Source organism: Streptomyces sp. GLSS-08, from assembly GCF_056387915.1.
The window spans coordinates 542,749-563,377 of the sequence record NZ_JBWJAQ010000002.1; the positions used below are offsets into that span (position 1 = coordinate 542,749).

Consider the following 20,629-nt stretch of genomic DNA (forward strand, 5'->3'; position numbering starts at 1 on the left):
CACAGGGTTGCTTCGATCAGGCGCTGGAAACCCACACACGTGGATTCACCACTGCTCTGGAGCAGCCTCCTCAAATAGGGCCTTGACAAGGTCTGCACGGCGGACTCGGCGGAGGGGAGTGGGGCGTTCGGTGCGACGCCGAGGTACCGAGCCGTCTCACGAGGAGGTGCCTGCTCGACGACGGTGTACCACAGAGTCCCTTGAACGCGGACGGGCAGTTCGCGAAGGACCGTCGACAGCGTTGACCGGCTGCCCTGTTGCAGTGACGGGGAGAAGAGGGCCGCGTCGGGAGTCGCATGTGCATACTCGGTGAACTCGGATCCCAGCCGACGGCAGCGCGTGTCCGTGGTCCACTCGGCTGCCAATTGCAGCACCAGGGACAGCAGAAAGAGCCTGAAGTTCGTTCTAGGTATGTCACCGCTGCAGGCGAGCCGTTTCACCTGGGCGAACACCTGAGTGCCCAGCTGTTCTGCCGCTGCCGAATCCGCGGCACAGAGCCGCGCGAGCCTGCCGGCGGCTTCGCCGTGGCGCCGTTCCACTTCCTGCATCGCAGGCAGTGCCGTCGGGGCACCGGCACCTACCAGGTCCAGCAGCTCGTCGTCCGGCAGCTCGTGAAATGGCCTTTCCGGCTGCCGGATGGTCGAAGAATGCACGCACCGCTCCTCGTGTGACGTTCGTCGCCGAGGCGGACACCCTCACCCTCGGGCGCGTAGCAGCCAATGAGCGCGTCCTCGGCGATTTCTTCCTGCTCCCGCTGACGCTTCCGCGTCGTCATGGGCCGGCTTTCAGTTTCCGGAGATATCCAGTTCACTGATGACCGCAGCTACTATCCGCGACAGTTTCCGTGCCGCGAGAGTTGGCGCCCAGGCCGGCAGGATGAGGTGACTGATGGTCATGCGCACCGTGACGTCGGCGGCAAGCTCCAGTTGTTCCGTAGAAGCGTGCGGGTAGTGAACCCTGAACCACGCCTGGAGGAGTTCCTGAGCCGCGTCGAAGACCGGGTCGGGACGCGCGGTGAGATAGGGCAGCAAGCTGTCGGAGCCGTGTCGCGCGGCAGCGACGACCGCCTTGACGAGGGGGTTGCGTTCCGCCTCGGTGAGGACGAAGACCATAGCCCCCTCGAGGCTGGCGGCCAGCCCCGCGTCCGGGGCGCCGAGGTGTTCCGCCACACCGTGCAAGAGCTGCTGTGTTTCCTGGAGAACCAGAGCTTGCCCCAGTCCTGCCCGGTTCCCGAACGCCTTGTAAACAGAAGGACGTGAGACGTTGGCGCGTTCCGCCACGGCGGCCAGACTCACATTGTCCCATCCCGCCTCCGAGGCGAGTTGGTGTGCAGCGGCCAGGACTTGGCGACGCGTCTCCTTGCGCCATGCCACTCGTGGCGGATCCGGGGCGTTGTCGTCGTCCCTGGAATCTTGGCGCGCGCCACCTGCTGAATAGCTCATATCGACTTGCTTATCCTCAAGGAACCGAGTGCTGAACGAAGGCGGGGGAGGGGACAGGGGCCTGCCGTCATCGGGCCGCGCAGCTCGTGCGACCTTCAGGTCTTGGAGCGTTTCGCGCGTCATCGGTGGGATCGCACTGAGGAGTTGTTCGCTCCGTCACCACCTGCAGCCCCAACGCGGCTGTGCCGGCACCCCGTCGGCGACCTGGCGGCGGCACAGCGGGATCCGATGTCTCGCACCGGTCACCGTTACTGCGGCCCTGACTACGGAACGACATTTCCAGACGGCGTGTATCCGGGCAAGCAGTGACAGGGCGTCAATATTCTGATGCTGCGTCATACCCTGGACCGGACCATGAGGTTGGTGTACGACCTGACGGAAGCCACCATGACGAGCCCCGGCGGGCCCGGTACCGGTGAGACGACCGGACACGTCCTTGCCGATGAGGACACCGGCGCGGGTGGTGTCCGCGCCCGGGTCGGCTCCTCAGCCGGTTGCACGGTCGATGGGGCGGCAGGGTGGCTGCGGCCGACCGGCCTCGGGCGTCCGCAGGCGTCCAGGAGCTCGCGCCAGGGTTCCCCTCGCGCTGCTTCCTCCACGAGATCCACGATCCGAACGGGAGACCGGGGGGAGGCTCCGGATGCAGCACATGCGGACGGAGTCCCCGTCCTCACGGACCCCCGTGCCGCTGGCGCCACATTCCCGGAGCCATCCCACAGGATTCCGTGAAGGACGCGTAGAACCTGCTGAGGGAGCCGAACCCGGACGCTCCCGCCACGTCCGAGACGGACATCGCGGTGGTCACGAGCAGCCGCTGCGATTCGGCGACGCGGCACTGCGTCAGGTAGGCCTTGATCGTCATGCCGAGGACCGAGCTGCGAGCCGCTCACCAGGTGCACACTCCCGGCGCTTTCTGCAGCGCGGGTGACGTGCCGACTTCCGTATGACCCGTACTCGTGCGTCGTTGCTGTGGTTCACCCGGCTCATCACCCTCACCCTCGGCGGCGGGCCGGCCCGAGCCATGCTTTCCCGCTGCGAGGGCCGTGCCGAGGGTGGACAGAGCTGCCAACGGATTCTCAGGTGCTCTCCATGCGGTGGCTTCCGCCGTCGCAGAGGAACGCGGCCAGCGCCTGCCCCTGTTCGGCGACCGCGGTTCGGTCGGCCCCTGAGAAGGCGCGCAGCGGGGTCGTGGTGACCACGCGGTCCTTGCAGGTCCACGTCGCTGCGACGCGACCGTCGACCAGGACGACACGTTCACCCGAGACGGACAGGTGACGATGGTGATCGTCGATGACGCGGCTGCGGTCGTGATAACCGAGGATCGCGTTGTCGAAGGCCGGAAGGAACCGCACCGGGGCAGGAGCATCAGGGTCCGGGCGTGGCGCGTCGGGAAGATCCAGCAGTTCACGGCCTCGTTCGTCGCGGAAGGAGACGAGTTCCGCCCGTAGTGCGGCGACGGCCGCGGGAAGCCCCGCGAGGCCGCACCAGGCGCGCAGGTCCGACGAAGCGGCGGGGCCGTACGCGGCGAGGTAGCGCCGAACGAGCGCCTGGCCCACCGTATCGTCGGTGTCCAACGGCAGGGGATCGATCTCGCGGCCGAGCCATGTGGAGATCATGACGTTGTGAACGCCTCCCTTCTCCCTCCACAGACCACGCGGTGGCATCTGAACCATCGGGAGCAGGGCGGCGACCAGCATCTCGCTGAGCGGCCGGAGTCCGGGTTCGGGCCAGCGTGCCGCGAGAGCCTTCGCGAGTTCGCTCGCCGAACGTGGTTCGCCGTCCGACATCACCGACCGGCCCGCCTCCGCGAGCTCTTCAAGGTCCACCGAGGCGAGTTCACGGCGGTAGGTGCCGAGCACTCGTTGGCGCAGCATCGCGTCGTGGCGAGCCCGCCATGCCAGGGCGTCAGCGGCGGTGACGAGGTGGACTGTGCGCCGCATGAGGTGGCATCTCACCACACGCCGCCGGAGGAGCAGGTCCGACAGCACGGCGGGGTCGAAGGCGTGCAGCCTGGACCAGAGTCCGACGAAGGGTTCCTGCGGCTCCTGCGCCTGGAGACCACCGAGGTGGGCCACGGCGTCCAGGACCGGGAGGTCGGATCGGGTGAGGAGCAGCTGGCGGGCCAGAGTGGCCCGGCCCAGCGCTCGCGTGCTGAGAACGGTCATCGGCTCGCCGTGTGCTGGTCGCCGTGGTGGGGACTGTTTCGCATCACGAACCGGTCCGGCATATGCAACCTCACTGTTTGTCCCTGCCTTCATGGGGTGCTGTCGGTCGAACCGCTCGTTGCCGGGCATCGCAGGGAACGCTTCTGCCACGAGCGCCGATCCCGGCACGGCGGACGGCGGACGGCGGACGGCGGACGGCGGCCGGCGCGTCGGCCGCCGACGTGCACGGCCTCGGGCGGGGCACGCCGAACCGACGGCGGCACGACGACCGGCGTGCGGACGTGCCTGTGACGACGGCTGTCTCGGTTCTGTTCGCCCCCCGCGATGAACAAGCTCTCAGAGGAAGAGGACAGTTTGCGTCCTCTTCTGCGCGCAGCGCCGAAAGCAGCGGAGATCCGCCTGGTACCTCTCCGGCTCTTCCAGGGGCGACCAGGACTTCAAGGGCGCTGGCCAGCGCCCGAGCAGTCCGGGCGCCGCGCACCGTGCGCCGTGCCGTCGTACGTCGGCGGGAGTCCGGCTCTCCCGCCACCCAGCGTCAGAACCAGGCGCCGGAGCCCGAGCCGCTCCGCCGAGACCGGGGATCACGGGGCGGAGTGGCGGTCGGGCCATGAGGAAACCCCTCGGACACGGGTCCCCAGTCGAGGACTCGGTCCAGTTCGCGTTGGATCCTGCGGGCCTCCTCGCGAACCTGCAGCGGTATGTCGCCGCGTTCAGAGATCAGCTGGGCGTAGATCGGTGCGTCGTGCACGAGTGCGGCTCCCCCTCGGGTGAGTGCTGGCGGCCATTGCAGGTTGCCGCGTCGGGTGATGGTCATGGTCACTGTCCGAGCAGACCCGGAACCCGTGTGTCCTGGGGCATGGCGCCACACGCCCGGCCGACCGGTCGGCCGCGCTCGGGCTGGCGGGCCGCCACGGCCGCGCGGAGCTTTCGGGAAACCCGCGGGCGGCCCGCCCGTAGCGGGGGGCGGCCGCCGCGACTGTGTCGTGTGGTGGAAGCGCTTCCATCGACGGGTCGTGCGTGAAGTAGGGTGACGGCTCGAGAGGAGCGTGGGGAGTGCAAGAGCGGGTAACCATGTCGGACGTCGCACGGGCCGCCGGCGTATCGTCCGCCACTGTCTCCTACGTTCTCTCCGGCAAGCGGCCCGTCGCCCCGCAGACCCGCGAGGCGGTGGAGGCGGCCATCGCCGAGCTGGGGTTCGCCGTGAACACCGCGGCTCGCAGCCTGCGCACGGGGCGGTCCAGCCTGGTGGCGCTCATCGTGCCCGACATCGCCAACCCGTTCTTCGCCCAGCTCGCGGCGACCCTGCAGGAAGAACTGCGGGCTCTGGGCATCCACATTCTCGTCTGCAACACTCGTGCGCGCCGGGACGAGGAGCGGGCGCTGCTCGCCGAGGCGCTGCAGCAGCGCTTCGCCGGCGTGGTGATCACGCCGTTCCGGTTGCTGCCCAGGGACCTGGACGCTCTCCATCAGGCCGGGATACCGGTCGTCGTCAGCGCGGATGTTCCTTTCGGGTCGGCCGACCTGGTGGTTCCCGAAGCCAAGGCGGCGACCCGGCAGGCGCTCGAAAAGGTGAAGGCGGCCCGGCGGCGACGCATCGCGATGATCGCGGGCCCGCGAGACGCCACCGGCGGCGACCCACGCCTGGAACTGCTCAGGACCCTCGCCCCCCAGTTCGGTACCTCCCTGCCGCGGGAGCTGGTCGTCCGTGGCGAACACAGCCGCGAGGCCGGTGCGGCCGGATTCGCCGAGCTGATGAGTCGCCGCTACCGTCCGGACGCCGTGTTCTGCGCCAACGATGTCATCGCGATCGGCGCCATGGACAAGGCGAGCGAGCTGGGCATCGACATCCCCGGTGAAGTGGCGCTGGTGGGTCATGACGACGCCTTCTTCGCTTCCCTCGTGCGGCCGCAGCTGACGACCATCCGGTATCCCGCCGACGAGGTGGGACTGGCAGCGGCCCGGCTGCTCAAGGAGCGGTTCGAAGGCCGCAGTGTGCGTCGTACCGTGCAGGTGAAGGCGGAGTTCATCGCCCGCGCCTCGGTCTGACGGCGCCCCGTCCGACCAACTCCCGTCTGTCCTGCCCCCTGTCGGCCCTGACCGTCGTCTGCCCTGACCTCCGTCGGCTCTGCCCCCCAACTGTCCGAAAAGCGCCCTGCCGGTGTCTCTGCGACACCGTAGCGTAATCGATTCCGCATGACGAGGGTCTTGGCGTGACTTGGCTGGACGTGTCCGAGAAACCGCAGGTCAGAGCGGTCTGGCAAGGACTTTCAGCATCATCTCGACTCGGTCACGAAGCGGGCTCGATGCGGGAAATCCGGTCCGACCTGTTGACTTTTGTGGATTCACGTTGTGATGGTTGCGGCCACCGCTTCGACGAAGCGGATTCCAAGGGCAAGGAGCAACCTCATGGTGATGCGTGATCGCTCTTCACTGGCGGCCAGACGCTGCGCGATCGGTGCAGTGGCCGTCGTCCTCACGGTGACGACCGGATGTGGCGGTGGGACCGACAAGGGCGACGACAACGCGGCGGACTCTTCCTGCAAGCCTGCCTCGGGCAAGGTGTCGCTGCAGTACTGGTCGTGGGTCCCCGGCATGCAGAAGGCGGTGGACCTGTGGAACAGCAAGAACCCCGACGTGCAGGTGAAGCTGAAGACCACGCCGGCGGGCAACGCGGGCACGTACCAGAACATGTCCAACGCCCTGAAGGCCGGCAAGGCTCCGGACCTCGGCCAGATCGAGTACGACTCCCTGGCCAGCTTCCGGCTCAAGGGCGGTCTGCGTGACATCGCCGCATGCCCCGGAGTGGACGACGCCCAGCAGAAGTTCGTCGACTGGACCTGGTCCCAGGTCGGCTTCGGAGCGGACGGCAAGGACGGCGTATGGGCGGTCCCCCAGGACACCGGACCCATGGCGCTGTTCTACCGCAAGGACATCTTCGACAAGCTGGGTCTCAAGGCTCCCACCACCTGGGAGGAGTACGCCGAGGACGCCCGTAAGCTCAAGAAGGCGGGCAAGTACATCACCCACTACTCGCAGACGGACCCGAACTGGTTCACCGGTCTGCTGTGGCAGAACAAGGCCACCATGTTCGAGCGCGACGGCGATGCCTGGAAGGTCACCGTCGACCGGCCCGAGAGCCGTCAGGTCGCCGACTACTGGCAGAAAATGATCGATGACAAGCTCGTCGCCACCGATCTGCAGGGCTTCTCTCCCGCGCTGTACAAGTCCTGGAACTCCGGCGAGGTGGTCACGTGGATCAGTGCCGCCTGGGGCTACAGCACCATTCGTGACAACGCCAAGTCCACCAACGGCAAGTGGGCTGTTGCTCCCATGCCGCAGTGGCGGGCGGGGGAGCAGCAGGCCGGCAACTGGGGCGGATCGACCACGGCGGTGCTCGGCAAGAGCAAGCACCCCGCCGAAGCGGCCGAGTTCGCCCTGTGGCTCAACACCGACCCCGAAGCGCTCGAGATCCTCAACCGTGAAGGCGGTCTGTACCCGGCGGCCAAGGCCGGACTCGACCTTCCGGCCCTCAAGCAGCCTGTCGACTTCTACGGCAAGCAGAAGATCTTCGACGTCTTCGCCAAGGCCTCCGCGAACGTGGACACCGGCTTCACGTGGGGTCCGACCATGACCGACACCTACCGCTTCATCAGCGACGGAACGGCCGGCGCCATCGGCGGCAAGGGCACGCTCGCGGACGTCCTGAAGCAGACCAAGACGCAGAGCGTCGAGTCCCTGCGCAAGCAGAACCTCGACGTAAAAGACTGACGCCGTTCTCCCACTCCGCAGTGTCCCCGCCGCACCCGCGGCGGGGCGGCACCCCTGCCAAAGGCCCTCCCCGTGACAACCTCCACTGCCCCGCCCCGGGCACACCGCAAGCCCGCACGCCGAATCCTCACCCCTTACGCATTTCTCGTTCCCTTTCTCATCCCCTTCGTCCTGTTCACCCTCGTACCCGTGGGCTATGCGTTCTGGCAGAGCCTGCACAAGATCGAACGCACGGGCGGTACCTTCGGCCGCACGGAGTCGGTGTTCGCCGGGTTCGAACAGTACGTCGACGTGGTCAAGGCGCCCTTCTTCGCCGACAGCGTGCTGCGCGTCGCCGGCTTCGCGCTCGTCCAGATCCCGGTCATGCTGCTGCTGGCCCTCGTCCTGGCACTGCTGCTGGACTCCGCAGTGGCCCGGGCCAAGCGGTTCTTCCGGCTGGTCTACTTCGTGCCCTACGGCATCCCCGGCGTGGTGGCCGCCCTGATGTGGGCCTTCTTGTACGACCCACGCCTGTCACCCGTCGTGGACCTGCTCGACTCGGCCGGAGCACACGTCGACCTGCTCGGTCCCGGAGCCATCCTGTGGTCCATCGGCAACGTCGTGACCTGGACGTACACGGGCTACAACATGCTGATCCTGTATGCCGCACTGCAAGCGGTGCCCTCCGACATCGAGGAGGCGGCCCGGGTGGACGGAGCCAACGGCTTGACCATCGCCCTGCGTATCAAGCTTCCGATCATCCGGCCCGCCCTCGTCCTCACCGGCGTCTTCTCCATCATCGGAACGTTCCAGCTGTTCACCGAACCGCAGGTGTTCCGTTCCATCTCCACGAGCGTGACCAGCACCTACACACCGAACCTGGCGGCGTACTCGCTCGCTTCCGGCGACGACTACAGCGGTGCGGCCGCTCTGTCGGTCCTGCTCGCCGTGGTGACGTTCCTGCTGTCCTTCCTGTTCCTGCGCTTCACCTCCCGGAGGCAGGGATGAGCCTGCTGACTCGCACCGAAGGCGCCCACGGGGCCGCCACCCCGGCCAGGGGCCGGCGCCGCTTCAGCGCCTCGACCGTGGCGGCCGTCACCTTCATGGTCCTGGTCGCCTGCTACATGCTGCTGCCGATCTACTGGCTGCTCATCTCGTCCACAAAGAGCCAGAGCGACCTCGTGACCACCGCGGGCTTCCTGCCCGCCGAGTGGCATCTCGGCGACAACCTGTCCTCCCTGTTCTCGCAGCAGGACGGCGTGTTCGCGCGCTGGCTGCTCAACAGCCTCCTGTACGCCGGCGCCGGCGCGGCCGTCGCCACCGTGCTGGCCGCCGCGGCCGGCTACGCACTCGCCAAGTACACCTTCCGCGGACGGGAAGCCGTCTTCTCCCTCGTCCTGGGCGGTGTCCTCGTACCGGCGACCGCCCTCGCCCTGCCGCTGTTCCTGCTGTTCGCGCAGGTCGACGCCACCAACACGTTCTGGTCGGTCTTCCTGCCCAGCATCGTCAGCCCGTTCGGGGTCTACCTCTCGCGCATCTTCGCCGCCGCCTCCGTGCCCAACGAGGTGATGGAGGCAGCCCGGATGGACGGAGCGAGCGAGTTCCGGATCTTCCGCACGATCGCGCTGCGCCTGATGGCCCCGGCCCTGGTGACCATCTTCCTGTTCCAGTTCGTGGTCATCTGGAACAACTTCCTCCTGCCCCTCGTGATGCTGCAGGACGACCGTCTCTACCCGGTGACCCTCGGTCTGTTCACCTGGCAGTCACAGACCAGCCGACTGCCCGAACTGCAGACCCTCACCATCGTGGGGGCACTGATCTCGGTCGTCCCCATCGTCCTCACCTTCCTCCTCCTGCAGCGCTACTGGCGCGCCGGACTCGCCGCCGGAGCCGTGAAATCGTGACCCATGCCCTGACGGAACTCACCCGCCGGCTCGGGGGCATCGCATACGGCGGTGACTACAACCCGGAGCAGTGGCCGCGCGACGTCTGGCGCGAAGACGTACGACTCATGCGCGACGCCGGGGTCAACCTCGTCACTGTCGGCGTCTTCTCCTGGTCCCGCCTGCAGCCGAACCCGGACACGTACGACTGGAGCATGCTCGACGAGATCCTGGACCTGCTGTACGAACACGGCATCGCGGTCGACCTCGCCACCTCCACCGCGGCCCCGCCCCCCTGGTTCACGCACCGGCACCCCGACGCCCGGCCGGTCACCGTTTCGGGCACCCGCCTGGCGCACGGCAGCCGTCAGGTCTTCTGCCCGAGCCACCCCGCCTACGCCGAGGCGGCGGACGCTCTCGTCGCGCAACTCGCGGCACGCTACGGGCATCACCCCGCGCTGGTGATGTGGCACGTCCACAACGAATGGGGCAACCACAACGCCCTGTGCTACTGCGACGTCAGCGCCGCCGCGTTCCGCTCCTGGCTCCGCGACCGGTACAAGACACTGGACCATCTGAACGAGGTGTGGGGGACCGACTTCTGGGGCCAGCGGTACAGCGACTGGGAAGAGATCGATGCGCCCCGTGACACGACGGCGTTCCGCAACCCCGGGCAGGATCTCGACTACCGGCGCTTCTCCTCCGACGCCCTGTTGACCCGCCACAGGGCCGAGGTGGATCTGTTGCGCCGCTTCGCGCCCGACATACCTCTCACCACCAACCACTTGGGGACACTGGAGAAGAAGGTCGACGCCCAGGCCTTCGCCGCCGAGTGCGACTTCGTCTCGCTGGACCACTACCTCCCCGCCGCCGACCCCAAAGGTCACATCGACCTCGCTCTGAACGCGGACCTCGCCCGCGGGATGGCCGCCGGCCGTCCCTGGATGCTCATGGAGCACTCGACCTCCGCCGTCAACTGGCAACCCGTCAACGTGGCCAAACAACCGGGGGAGATGCGGCGCAACAGCCTGACACATCTGGCTCGGGGCGCGGACGGCATCATGTTTTTCCAATGGCGGCAGTCCCGGGCCGGCGCCGAGAAATGGCACTCCGCCATGCTGCCGCACGGCGGGACCAACACCCGCATCTGGCGCGAGGTGTGCGCGCTCGGCTCGGACCTGGCCGACCTAGGCGACGTGATGGGAACGCAGGTGGAGGCGGAGACCGCGCTGCTCTTCGACTGGCACAACTGGTGGGCGCTCGAACAGGAGGCCCGTCCGACCAGCCAACTGCGCTATCTCGACCTGGTGCGCGACTGGTACGAGGCGCTGTGGAGCCTGAACATCACATGCGACCTGGTCGCGCCCGGAACCGACCTCACGCGCTACAAGGCGGTCCTCGCCCCCAACCTCTACCTCCTCGACGAGCAGCACGCCGAAGACCTCACGCGCTACGTACACGAAGGCGGACACCTGGCGATCGGCTGCTTCAGCGGGGTGGTGGACGCCTGTGACCGGGTGCACCCGGGCGCATACCCAGGCGTGCTGCGTGACGTCCTCGGACTGCGCGTCGACGAGTACCTGCCGCTCCGCCCCCAGGACACGATCCGGCTCAGCGACGGGACCACGGCCGATCAGTGGGCGGAGTGGATCGAGCCGACAGGCTCCGTCCCGATGCTCCACTTCGAGGCCACCTCCGAGGGCGGCCCCGCCCGGGGCAGACCTGCCCTCACCCGGCACGCCTACGGGAAGGGAACCAGCTGGTACCTGGCCACCCGTGCCTCGGCGGCCACGATGCGCGCCTTCATGGAACACGTCAGTCACACGGCAGGCGTTCGCCCCGTGGCCGTCGTCCCCGAAGGCGTGGAAGCCCTGCGCCGCACCGGAGCCGACGGGTCCTTCCTTTTTCTCATCAACCACACCGACGCCGTCGTCAAGGTGCCTGTCCACGGCACCCGCCTCCTGGGCACGGCAGACGACGAGTCCTGCGCGGAGATCCCGGCCGGCGGCGTGGCCGTGGTCCGCGAGGGAAAGTCTCTGCCGTAACCCTGACGCCGCACTCCGGTCCCGCACCGCGTTCCACACCCTACGAGGAAGCCACTCATGCCTGCCCAGACATCACAGCCCCCGCGCGGGACGGTGCAGATCGACGACCCCACCGGCACGGTGCTGCTGGGTACGGCCGCCTCCTGCTACGTCCTGCGCGTCGATACCACGGCCGGCACGGTGCGCCACGTCCACTGGGGCAGACCCGTTCCCCTCGCCGACGCCGCTGTGCTCCCCGCGTGGGCTGACCACGACAACAGCTTCGCGGGGCGACTCGACGGGGTGGAGGAGTATCCGGTCGAGGGAGGGGCCCGGTTCGGCACGCCGGCACTCGAAGTACGGTTCGCCGACGGCAGCAGCCCGGTGGAGCCGCAGGTCGAGGGCATCGAGCTCGCCGACCAGAACCACGTCGTCATCTCGCTGACCGACCGGGCCCGGCCACTGGCCTGGAGTCTGCACTACCGCGTTCCGCCCGGCGGGGACGTCATCGAACGGTGGACGGAGATCGTCCACACGGCCCGTGCCGGCGCGCAGCCGCTGCTGCTCCTGCGCTACGCCTCCGCCCACTGGCCGTTGCCGCAGCGACCGGACTGGCGGCTGTCCGCCGTCCACGGTGGCTGGTCTTCGGAGAACCGACTGGAACGGACCCCCCTGGCCGTCGGGGAAACGACTCTGACCAGCAGACGCGGTCACACCGGCCACGACGCGAACCCATGGCTCATGCTCGACCCCGGGCAAGCCGACGAGGAGCACGGGGAGGTCTGGGCGACAGCCCTGGCCACCAGCGGCAGTTGGCGCATGACTGTGCAGCGCACGGCGGCGGAGCGGGTGGGCGTCGTGACCTCGCCGGGCCACGAGGGCGTGGAGATCTCCCTCGCCCCGGGACAGCGGCACACGTCCGCCGTCAGCGTGGGCGTGTACGACACGGGCGGTTTCGGCGGAGCCAGCCGAGCTCTCCACGCCTACGTACGCCGGCACGTGCTGCCGCATCCCGAAGAGGTGCGCCCCGTGCTGTACAACTCCTGGGAAGCCACGTCCTTCGCCGTCAGCGAAGCCAACCAATGGGACCTGGCCCGGCGGGCCGCCGCCCTCGGCGTGGAACTGTTCGTGGTCGACGACGGCTGGTTCGGCGAACGCGTCGACGACCGGGCGGGGTTGGGCGACTGGGTGCCGCACCGGCTGCGGTTCCCGCACGGCCTGCGACCACTCGCGGACGAGGTGCACCGGCTCGGCATGGCGTTCGGCGTGTGGGTGGAGCCGGAGATGGTCAACGCCGACAGCCACTTGTACCGGCAGCACCCCGACTGGGTACTCCACCTGCCTGACCGCCGGGCCACGGAGCTGCGGCATCAGCTCGTGCTCGACTTCTCCCGCCAGGATGTCAATGACTGGGCGTACGCATGGCTCCGCGACCTCGTCCACGACAACGAAGTCGACTTCCTCAAATGGGACTTCAACCGGTCCTTCACGGAGGCGGGAACCCACACGGGGGGACGGGATGCGAGAAGGGTCCACATCGAGCACGCCGAGGGCCTCAACCGCGTACTCGACCGCTTGCGCACCGATATCCCGCACCTGCGCATCGAGACGTGCGCAGGAGGTGGGGGCCGGGTCGACCTGAGCATCCTCAAACGCACCGACCAGGTATGGACGTCGGACAACACCGACGCGGTGGACCGACTCGCCATCCACCACGGCTTCAGCCAGGTCTACCCGGCCGCGGTGATGTCCGCCTGGATTACTGACAGTCCCAATCCTCTGACAGGACGCGTCGTCCCGCTGCGCTTCCGCTTTCACAGCGCCATGGCAGGCGTCATGGGCATAGGAGGTGACCTGACCCGCTGGACGCCGGAGGACTTGGAGGAGGCCACGCAGATGGTGGAGCTGTACAAGGACATCCGCGAGGTCGTGCAGCACGGCCGGCAGTACCGCCTTCTGCCACCGGGACAGGGACCGCTGACAGCCGTCCAGTATTCCGACGCGGGCACTGACCGCGTCGTGGTGTTCGTCTGGCGGCCGTCCACCTCGCACGGACCGGCTCACCCCCCACTGCGGCTGCAAGGTCTCAACCCCGGCAGCACGTTCCAGGACGAGGACACCGGCAGGCAGTGGTCCGGGGCGACGCTCACCGGGTTCGGACTACCGATCCCCGACATGCCAGGCGGTGACCACTCCAGCACTGTGGTCCGTTTGCGTCGTGTCACATAGCCGCCTGCTACTCCTGTCAGACATCGCCGCAACCCTCCACGGACAGGATGGGGACGAGGAGGTCGGCGACGCGGGCCATCCGCACCCGGAGGATCTCGCCGTGGATCGTGCGGCCGAGGAGGGTGGTGAAGCGGTACTCGAGGGCGCGGCGCGACAGGGGTGCGTGGTCGACGACCGCCTGCACGGTCACGGCCGCGTCGGCGTGGTCGCGGATGTGGCGCAGGGCCGCCGCAAGTGACGGGTCGTCGACGGCGACGACGTCGGACGACTGCCGGACCTCGATGCGCAGCGGCAGAATCCGCGGCCACCGCGCACGGCAGTGCCTCCTGCTAGGCGCGGTGCAGTCGACGGTACTTTCCGGGTGTCAGCGTGTTCGCGGCGGTGAAGTGGGAGTAGAAGCTGCTCTGCGAGCCGAATCCCGAGGCGAGGGCGATGTCCGTGAGGGCCAGGTCCGTGGTCACCAGGAGGCGCCGCGCCTCGGCCATCCGGCACTCGGCCAGGTAGCCGTGCAGCGTGGTGCCGATGGCCTCCTTGAACACACGCATCGCGTAGTGCGGGTGCAGGGGAACGGCGGCCGCCACGCGTTCGACGGTGAGGGGCTCGCGGAAGTGCACCGTGATGAAGTGCGCCATCCGGGCCGCGTGCTCGACGGCGCCGTCCCGTGGCAGGTCGTGCGCCCCGCCGTGTATCCGTGCGGTGGTCAGGGCGAGCCTGCGCAGCCGTGCCTCGATCTCCAGCAGTGCGATGCGGCGTGGCTCCTGGTCCGGGTGAGCGAGGTCCTCGGACCACCGGCTGAAGAGCGCGTGGTCGGCGTCCTGCGGGCCCGGCACGCTCTCCAGGAGCGGTACTCCCCGCAGTAATGTCCTGACCACCGGGTCGGGCATCCGCCAGCCAAGGAAGATCTCGCACGGCACGGTCAGCCAGCGCATCGTGCTGTTCGGCGCCGCGGAGACGAGCTGGTGCGGGACAGCGGCCCAGAAGGCGGCGATCCCGCCGCGCCGGAGCACGGTCCTTCGCCCGCGGAACAGGTACACCAGGTCACTGTCGCCCGCGAAGTTGATCTCAATGTCGTCGTGTCGGTGCGCGCGGTCCATGAGGGAGACCCGGCCCTGCCAGCAGGCGAGGCCGAAGTCGTCGCTTCGAGGTTCGTGGGACTGCAGCAAGTGATGATCCAGGAAAGAGAGGTGAGCTGGTCGGAGGAACGGGCTCCTGGGACGTGGTTCGGTGAAGTCATCCCGATCCTGCCAGAGGATTGCGTGTGTCCGACCTCAGGAGAACCACTCGTGAACGGTTTCATCGAGAACTCGGCCTCCCCCTTCCACCTGACGCCCGAGCAGGTGGCGTTCTTCGACGAGAACGGCTACCTCGTCCTTCGTGACCGTGCCCGGGGGGACATGCTGCGCCGCCTGCAGCAGGCGGCGGACCACTGGATCGCTGCGGGGGACGGGCCCATGCGGCACGGTGAGGACTATCACTTCGCCGACCGCCCCAGCGGTCGCGTCCTGTTCCGCATCGACTACGTGCACGCCAAGGGTGACGCCGCGTCCCTGGAACTGCTCGGCTCTCCGGAAGTGCTCGGGATCGCGGAGAGCCTGGCCGGGCGCAACTTCGCCCCCACCTACGAGTCTCTGGTGCTCGAGAATGAGGGCGACGGCGCCCCCGTTCCGTGGCACCAGGACGCCGTCCACCCCCGCGACTACCGCATCTTCAACGTCGACGTCTACCTCGACGCCTCACGCGACGGCGGGGGAGCGCTGCGTGTCGTGCCCGGCTCGCAGCGCCGGAAGGCGGACGTGTGCGAACTCACCGCGCAGTACGACTGGGACATCCCCGGCGCGGTGACGGTGGAGATGGAGCCCGGAGACGTCCTCGTCCACGACGTGATGCTCGTGCACGGCTCCGAACCCGTCCTGGGCAACCAGCCGCGGCGCACCCTGTACTACGAGTTCCGTGCGGCGGAGCAGATCCTGGAACAGGGCCCCTGGGACGAGGCCTGGATCGACGCACGCCTGCGCCTGCTTCCTCTCGCATTGCGGCAGTACCAAGCCGCTCACCCCCAGCGATCCGGCTTCGCGTGGCGCGTCGAGGAATTCCTGCGACCCCGGTCGTCGGGGGACCACGACACGGAACTGCGGCTGGTGCACGACGTCCACACCCCCGGGTCCTTCTGCAGCGCGGGAGATGTCCCCGAACGGACCCCGTGACGGCTTGCAGCCCGGTGGCGCGCGGAGAAATCCGGATTGCGAAAGGCCGTCCTCGTAGGCGAGACACCGACGGCCGGCCGCCCGGCTCGGAGAGGCCGTGGTTCTCCCTCTTCCCCCCGTCGCCGGGCCCCGGTCCGGACGACGGGCAGCTCTTTTTCCTCTTGTCCCGGCGGCACCCGGAGCCGCCGCCGTGACGTGGCCCTCGCACGGACAGGTTTGCCTCTATGCCGATGCACCAGAACCCTGGTCCGACCGCTGCCGTCGAGGCGTCGGCTGATCCGCCTCGTAGCGCATGGCGCAAGGACATGCGCGAGCGGATTCTGGACGCGGCGCACGAGCTGACCTGTGCCGACGGCTGGGACCGGGCGAGCCTCTCGGCCGTCGCGTCCCTGGCGCAGGTGTCCCGCCCGTCCGTGTACAAGGAGTTCGGCAGTCGCGCCTGTCTGGGCCACGCGCTGGTGATCCGCGAGACCCGGCAGCTCCTCGACGACGTCGCAGGGGTACTGGCCACCACGGACCGGCGCCCCCGGGCCGCCCTCGAGACCGCCTTGCTGCTCGTTCTGACGGCGGCTGAGCACAATCCCCTGCTGCGGTCCGTCGTCACCGCCGCACGCCGAGGCTCGGACAGCCTGGTGGCCTACCTCACGGCGCGCACCGATCCGCTCTTCGACGCGGTGCGGGGCCTGCTCCGCGCCTGGCTGGCCGAACGCTTTCCCCACCAGGAACAGGAGGACCTCGAGTTGGTGACCGATGTCGTGGTGCGCACGACCATCAGTCATCTCGTCCTGCCCATTTGGCCGCCGGAGGTGGCTGCGGGCCGTCTGTCCCGCGCCGCGTTCAGGGTGCTGGGGGAGACCTGAACGGTCCTCGTCAGCTCTGTCCGGGGACGCGGGCCGGGAGCGCGGCGATGCGGTCGGCGGTCCTGGCCAGAGACAGTTCGTGGAAGCCGGCCAGCCGCGTGTGCAGGACGTCGCGGAAGGGGGTGATCCAGCGTTCTTCCAGGTGGCCGGGGCCGAAGTACACGCCCAGGATGGAGCCCGCCGTCGCGCCGTAGCTGTCGGTGTCGTTGCCCTGGCTGACCTGCTTGCAGATCCCGTCGCCGACGTCCGTGGCGAAGCGCAGGGTGTTGATCAGCGTCCCGCTCTCCTGGAAGACCCGGCAGTGGCCGTAGGCGGAGTACCGGCCGTGGATGGCGCGGTAGCCCTCCAGCCAGTCACGGGCCCCGGCCACGAGTTCCAGCGAGTCGCTGACGACGGCGAAGAAGCGGCTGCGTTGCGGTACGTAGCGCAACGCGGTGGTGAAGATCTCCAGTGGGCCGCTCGCGGTGAAGGCGGCGGAGATGGCGGCCGCGGCGAACATCGCGCCGTAGATGCCGTTGCCTCGGTGCGTCAACGACGCGTCGCGCCATGCGAGTTCGGCGGCGAGGCCGGGACGGCCGGGGCAGGCGTACCCGTATGCGTCGGCACGGATCATGGCTCCGCACCACTCGTCGCCGGGATTGAGCCGGGCCGGCGCCGCCGCCAGTACCTCCTCGTCCAGCGCCGGCCAGTCGTCCATGCCCATCGCCAGCCCCTGCCGGGTCAGGAAGGTGCGTTCGGGGCCCCAGGTTTGGCCCAGCGGGATGTTGTCGAGCCACAGGCGGCACAGGTCGGACTTGGTGAAACCGGCTCCGTGCTGTTCCAGCACCATCATGCCCAGCAGGGTGTAGTTGATGTCGTCGTCCGGAACGACCCGGGTGATGTTCTCCCGCACCGTCCCGGGCCAGTCGGGATGGAACGCGCGAAATCCTCCGTCCGTGCACAGTCGCGCGGGAATGTAGTCCCGCAACGGCCACTCGCCCGTCCGACGCAACGCGTCGCGCAGTTCGTCGAGGGTCGGCATGACCTCCACCGGCTTGCCCAGGATGCATCCGGCCACCGAGCCGAGGAACCCCGCGCGTACCCGATCTCCCGCACCGGGCGGAGGGGGCGCGGACGGATCCTCGGCGGGACGCGCCTGCTCCGCCCGGATACCGTCCAGGTCGCTCGGCTCGAAGTACGGCCAGTCCTCGCGCATCGGCGCCGTGTCGATGGCGGCAGCGAGGTCCGCGACGGCTTGGTAGTCGTCCGGCAGATGCGCCAGCCGCTCCGCGATGCCGGTGACGTCCCTGCCCTGTTCCTCCTTGTCCCGCAGCATGACGCGGAGTTGGCGGTGCAGTACGGGAAACGGTGCGAACACGGAGGGCTCCTCGGGCGTGGAATGGCATGTACGGGTGCGGGGGAGGCGTCAGAAGTGCACGAGTCCGGTGATGCCGCGGGCGGACAGATGAGCCGCGTCGTCGGCCCTCTCGCTCGTGACCAGCGCGGGCCGGACCCCCTCGTCCACGAGGGCGAAGAAGCGGTCTGCGACCTGGAGCCCCAGTTCCCGGGAATCCGGCAGGACCAGTGCGACCGGGCGGGCGGCGGGCCGGACCGGTGTGTCACGTAGTTTCTTGATCAGGTCGCGGAGCCGGGCTCCCGTCGGCTTGATGTCGTTGTCGACGGTGAGCAGGCCCAGGTCGTACTCGTACTCGGCGAAGCCGGTGAACCGGCGGTCGATGTCGTGGCTGCCCCACCAGGTGCAGCCCCATATGCCGCCGGAGGACAGGGTATTGCGCACGAAGGACGCGGCCCATTGCGGGATCGAGTCCGCCGGCCGTTCCGTCGGCGAGGCACCGAACTCCTGAAGCCACTTCTCCCGCCCGCGGACGGGGGAGAAGGCCTCGGCGAGCTCGGCCATGTACTCGCCCAGGTGCAGGACGCCGGTGCCGTCCGGCCCGTAGCGCTTGATCGCACCGGTCCAGTACGGGTAGGTGTGCAGGACGCTGGCACGGCCCTGGGCAGCTGCCGCTGCCTGCGTGAACGTCCGTGCCTCGAACCAGGGTTGATTGTCGATGCCGTTGACGTGGAAGCGGCCGGGTGCGATGCGCTCGCAGTGGTCCAGGAGCAGCGCGGCCCACTGGTCGCCTCGCTCCGCGGGGACGTCGCCGTTGGGCACCGACAGCTCGTTGCCCAGGTCGAAGCCGAGGAAGCGCCGATGGCCGCCGATGTGTCCGGCGAGCGTGTCGAGGAGCAGCAGCTCGGCGCACACCACGTCGCTGTCGGTGATCATGCTGCGGCCGGACAGCCACGCGGGAAGGAACGTGAACCCGCTGAGCCATCCGTCGAGGACGCAGACCGAGACGTCCAGCGAGACATCGGGGTGATCGGCGAGATCCAGCAGATCACGCAGCCGCTCCAATGCCACCGCACTGACGACCGACGGATCGGGCTGGAACACGGGCCACAGCAGTTGCACGCGAATGTGGTCCATTCCCAGGCCGGCGATCGCCCGCAGGTCCTCGAGGACGGACGCGGCGTCCCACTCCAGCCAGGAATACCACCAGTGCTTGCTCGGTACGTAGTTCACGCCGAACCGGGGTCCCCGGTCATGCCCTGCCGACATGTCTGCTGCCTTACGGTCGCTCACGGATACGTCTTACGAACGGACGAAAGCCGGTTCTTCTCCGGACGGTTGCGCGGGGAGACGCCGTGTCGTGGCGCCTCCCCGCGGCCCTTCCCAGCAGGGACGTCCTGTGCCCGGGATCGGCAAGCGGGGGCAGTTGTGCCGTCCCGAGGGCCGTCCGCCTGCTCGCCGGTCGTTTTTACCTCCGGTTGCGGAGCAGATCTGCCAGGAGCCCCATGGACTCTTCGTGGTGCCGCCGTACCGCGTCGCGGGCCGATGCGGCCTTCGTGTGCGCCCCCACGGGGTCCTGCGCCATGTGCAGGACCGCCGCGGCGATCCCGCTCCTGGACTCCTCGTAGTCGTGGTCGAACAACCAGTCGCCGAGCCCGATGTCACGCCACATGTATCCCTTGCTGGTCTGCTCGCTCCAGCGGCAGACGACCGCCGGGATTCCCCGTCCGATCGCCATGATCGGCGAGTGCATCTCGTTGCCGAAGAGACCGGCGCTTCGCGCGTACACGCTCAGGGCTTCGTCGGTGAGCCAGAACGAGTCGCGCAGGACGACACGGCCGCGGACACCCTCGGGAAGCTTGTCGTAGACGTCTTCGCGCAGGACCTTCAGCTGCGAGCGGTCCTCGGGGCACAGGAGAACCTTGAGGTCGGTGTGGCTCACCACTTCCTCGATCGCGGCACGCAGCGGCGCGTGATCGCTGTCCTTCATGCGCTCGTTGTAGGCGTGGACCTTCACGTCCTGGTCGGTCATGGGCCGGGGGTACATCTCCCACCAAGGGGTGTAGCGCAGACGCCCCAGGCAGCAGAGGAACTTCTTGTCCTCAAGCCCGTTCTGCGCGAGGAAGGATGCCGCCGCCTCGTCGTCGAGCACGTCCGTGGCAAAGGCTGCGTCCGGCGTGAATCCGACCACCGGCGCGGTCAGGCCCACCTCGAGTACGGCCTTGTTGAGGGAGACCGAGTCACGGAAGTAGACGAACTCGGCCCCGCTCAGCAGCTCCACGGTGGCTTCGTCGGAATCCCAGAACGTGATTCCGTAGACGCCGTACGGCTTGCCGGTCTCCCTCCACATACGGAGCTCCGGGGCGCCCATGAGCCTCGGTCCGGAGCCGTGCAGGAAGAAGTCGTTGTCCGCGATGGCTGCCGCGGCCTCCTCCGCTTCCGGCGGGTCGTTCATGATGCGCAGCTTGGGGAACCTGCCGCGGATCATGGTCTTGACCTCTGGGCCGGGGCCGAGCGCGCTCGCCCACAGGGTCACTTCCGCATAGGGAATCCACTTCTCCAGCAGGGCCAGAATTCCCGGCGTGTGAGCGATGTCGCCGACGTTCGCGGTCTGCCAGGAGGAGCGCAGGAGGATGCGGGGCGGCCTCGGCGAGGCATGGGCATCGATTCCTTCCGACGGGGTTTCCGGATGGCGGTCATTCATGATCGGGGTCTCGTTTCAGGGACGCTGGGCTCGCGACT

Annotated in this window: 18 protein-coding genes; 10 read left to right on the forward strand and 8 right to left on the reverse strand. The window is 68.5% G+C overall.

Annotation, left to right across the window (positions count from 1 at the left end; genetic code table 11):
- Window positions 1-365 precede the first annotated feature (365 nt).
- Window positions 366-671 (forward strand): hypothetical protein, encoded by a 306-nt coding sequence (locus AC0ZLC_RS05225; RefSeq protein ID WP_476750668.1) that lies wholly within the window; start codon window positions 366-368, stop codon window positions 669-671.
- A gap of 114 nt (window positions 672-785) precedes the next feature.
- Here the strand turns inward: AC0ZLC_RS05225 and AC0ZLC_RS05230 are convergent, their stop codons facing one another.
- From AC0ZLC_RS05230 to AC0ZLC_RS05240, 3 genes are all read right to left on the reverse strand, one after another.
- Complete coding sequence (locus tag AC0ZLC_RS05230; protein WP_476750669.1) at window positions 786-1,442, reverse strand: TetR/AcrR family transcriptional regulator; 657 nt, start codon at window positions 1,440-1,442, stop codon at window positions 786-788.
- A gap of 670 nt (window positions 1,443-2,112) precedes the next feature.
- Complete coding sequence (locus AC0ZLC_RS05235; RefSeq protein ID WP_476750670.1) at window positions 2,113-2,304, reverse strand: helix-turn-helix domain-containing protein; 192 nt, start codon at window positions 2,302-2,304, stop codon at window positions 2,113-2,115.
- 214 nt (window positions 2,305-2,518) lie between these two features.
- A complete protein-coding gene (locus AC0ZLC_RS05240) occupies window positions 2,519-3,607 on the reverse strand; it encodes a winged helix DNA-binding domain-containing protein (protein ID WP_476750671.1) in 1,089 nt (362 codons plus the stop codon).
- 1,071 nt (window positions 3,608-4,678) lie between these two features.
- Between AC0ZLC_RS05240 and AC0ZLC_RS05245 the strand changes: the two genes are divergently transcribed.
- The 7 genes from AC0ZLC_RS05245 (at window position 4,679) to AC0ZLC_RS05275 (ending at window position 13,490) form a co-directional block, all read left to right on the forward strand.
- Complete coding sequence (locus AC0ZLC_RS05245; protein WP_476750672.1) at window positions 4,679-5,653, forward strand: LacI family DNA-binding transcriptional regulator; 975 nt, start codon at window positions 4,679-4,681, stop codon at window positions 5,651-5,653.
- Window positions 5,654-5,817: 164 nt separating this feature from the next.
- Entirely contained in the window at window positions 5,818-6,027 is a 210-nt protein-coding gene (locus tag AC0ZLC_RS05250; RefSeq protein WP_476750673.1) for a hypothetical protein, read from the forward strand.
- Window positions 6,014-7,375, forward strand: coding sequence for an ABC transporter substrate-binding protein (locus tag AC0ZLC_RS05255; protein WP_476750674.1), 1,362 nt, complete (start codon window positions 6,014-6,016; stop codon window positions 7,373-7,375). The genes AC0ZLC_RS05250 and AC0ZLC_RS05255 overlap by 14 nt, the downstream gene beginning before the upstream one ends.
- Before the next feature lie 72 nt (window positions 7,376-7,447).
- Window positions 7,448-8,362: a carbohydrate ABC transporter permease gene (locus tag AC0ZLC_RS05260; RefSeq protein ID WP_476750675.1), complete on the forward strand. Its 915-nt coding sequence runs from the start codon at window positions 7,448-7,450 to the stop codon at window positions 8,360-8,362.
- Window positions 8,359-9,258, forward strand: coding sequence for a carbohydrate ABC transporter permease (locus AC0ZLC_RS05265; RefSeq protein ID WP_476750676.1), 900 nt, complete (start codon window positions 8,359-8,361; stop codon window positions 9,256-9,258). Before AC0ZLC_RS05260 ends, AC0ZLC_RS05265 begins: the two co-directional genes overlap by 4 nt.
- Complete coding sequence (locus tag AC0ZLC_RS05270) at window positions 9,255-11,282, forward strand: beta-galactosidase (RefSeq protein ID WP_476750677.1); 2,028 nt, start codon at window positions 9,255-9,257, stop codon at window positions 11,280-11,282. Before AC0ZLC_RS05265 ends, AC0ZLC_RS05270 begins: the two co-directional genes overlap by 4 nt.
- A gap of 57 nt (window positions 11,283-11,339) precedes the next feature.
- A complete protein-coding gene (locus AC0ZLC_RS05275) occupies window positions 11,340-13,490 on the forward strand; it encodes an alpha-galactosidase (protein ID WP_476750678.1) in 2,151 nt (716 codons plus the stop codon).
- 16 nt (window positions 13,491-13,506) lie between these two features.
- Here AC0ZLC_RS05275 and AC0ZLC_RS05280 read toward each other — a convergent pair whose 3' ends face one another.
- A complete protein-coding gene (locus AC0ZLC_RS05280) occupies window positions 13,507-13,680 on the reverse strand; it encodes a helix-turn-helix transcriptional regulator (RefSeq protein WP_476750679.1) in 174 nt (57 codons plus the stop codon).
- Between the two features lie 139 nt (window positions 13,681-13,819).
- Window positions 13,820-14,653: a helix-turn-helix domain-containing protein gene (locus tag AC0ZLC_RS05285; protein ID WP_476750680.1), complete on the reverse strand. Its 834-nt coding sequence runs from the start codon at window positions 14,651-14,653 to the stop codon at window positions 13,820-13,822.
- A 120-nt stretch (window positions 14,654-14,773) separates the two neighbouring features.
- Here AC0ZLC_RS05285 and AC0ZLC_RS05290 point away from each other — a divergent pair, with 120 nt between their 5' ends.
- Both AC0ZLC_RS05290 and AC0ZLC_RS05295 read left to right on the forward strand, forming a co-directional pair.
- Window positions 14,774-15,694, forward strand: a complete 921-nt coding sequence (locus AC0ZLC_RS05290; RefSeq protein ID WP_476750681.1) for a phytanoyl-CoA dioxygenase family protein — start codon at window positions 14,774-14,776, stop codon at window positions 15,692-15,694.
- Between the two features lie 305 nt (window positions 15,695-15,999).
- Complete coding sequence (locus tag AC0ZLC_RS05295) at window positions 16,000-16,554, forward strand: TetR/AcrR family transcriptional regulator (RefSeq protein WP_476750682.1); 555 nt, start codon at window positions 16,000-16,002, stop codon at window positions 16,552-16,554.
- A gap of 10 nt (window positions 16,555-16,564) precedes the next feature.
- On the opposite strand, the gene AC0ZLC_RS05300 is transcribed toward AC0ZLC_RS05295, so the two are convergent.
- From AC0ZLC_RS05300 to AC0ZLC_RS05310, 3 genes are all read right to left on the reverse strand, one after another.
- Window positions 16,565-17,911, reverse strand: coding sequence for an ADP-ribosylglycohydrolase family protein (locus AC0ZLC_RS05300; protein ID WP_476750683.1), 1,347 nt, complete (start codon window positions 17,909-17,911; stop codon window positions 16,565-16,567).
- Between the two features lie 48 nt (window positions 17,912-17,959).
- Window positions 17,960-19,120 carry a glycoside hydrolase 5 family protein gene (locus AC0ZLC_RS05305; protein ID WP_476750684.1) on the reverse strand — a complete coding sequence of 387 codons (1,161 nt, stop codon included), beginning with the start codon at window positions 19,118-19,120 and terminating at the stop codon, window positions 17,960-17,962.
- Between the two features lie 235 nt (window positions 19,121-19,355).
- Window positions 19,356-20,591, reverse strand: a complete 1,236-nt coding sequence (locus tag AC0ZLC_RS05310) for a polysaccharide pyruvyl transferase family protein (protein ID WP_476750685.1) — start codon at window positions 20,589-20,591, stop codon at window positions 19,356-19,358.
- Window positions 20,592-20,629 lie beyond the last annotated feature (38 nt).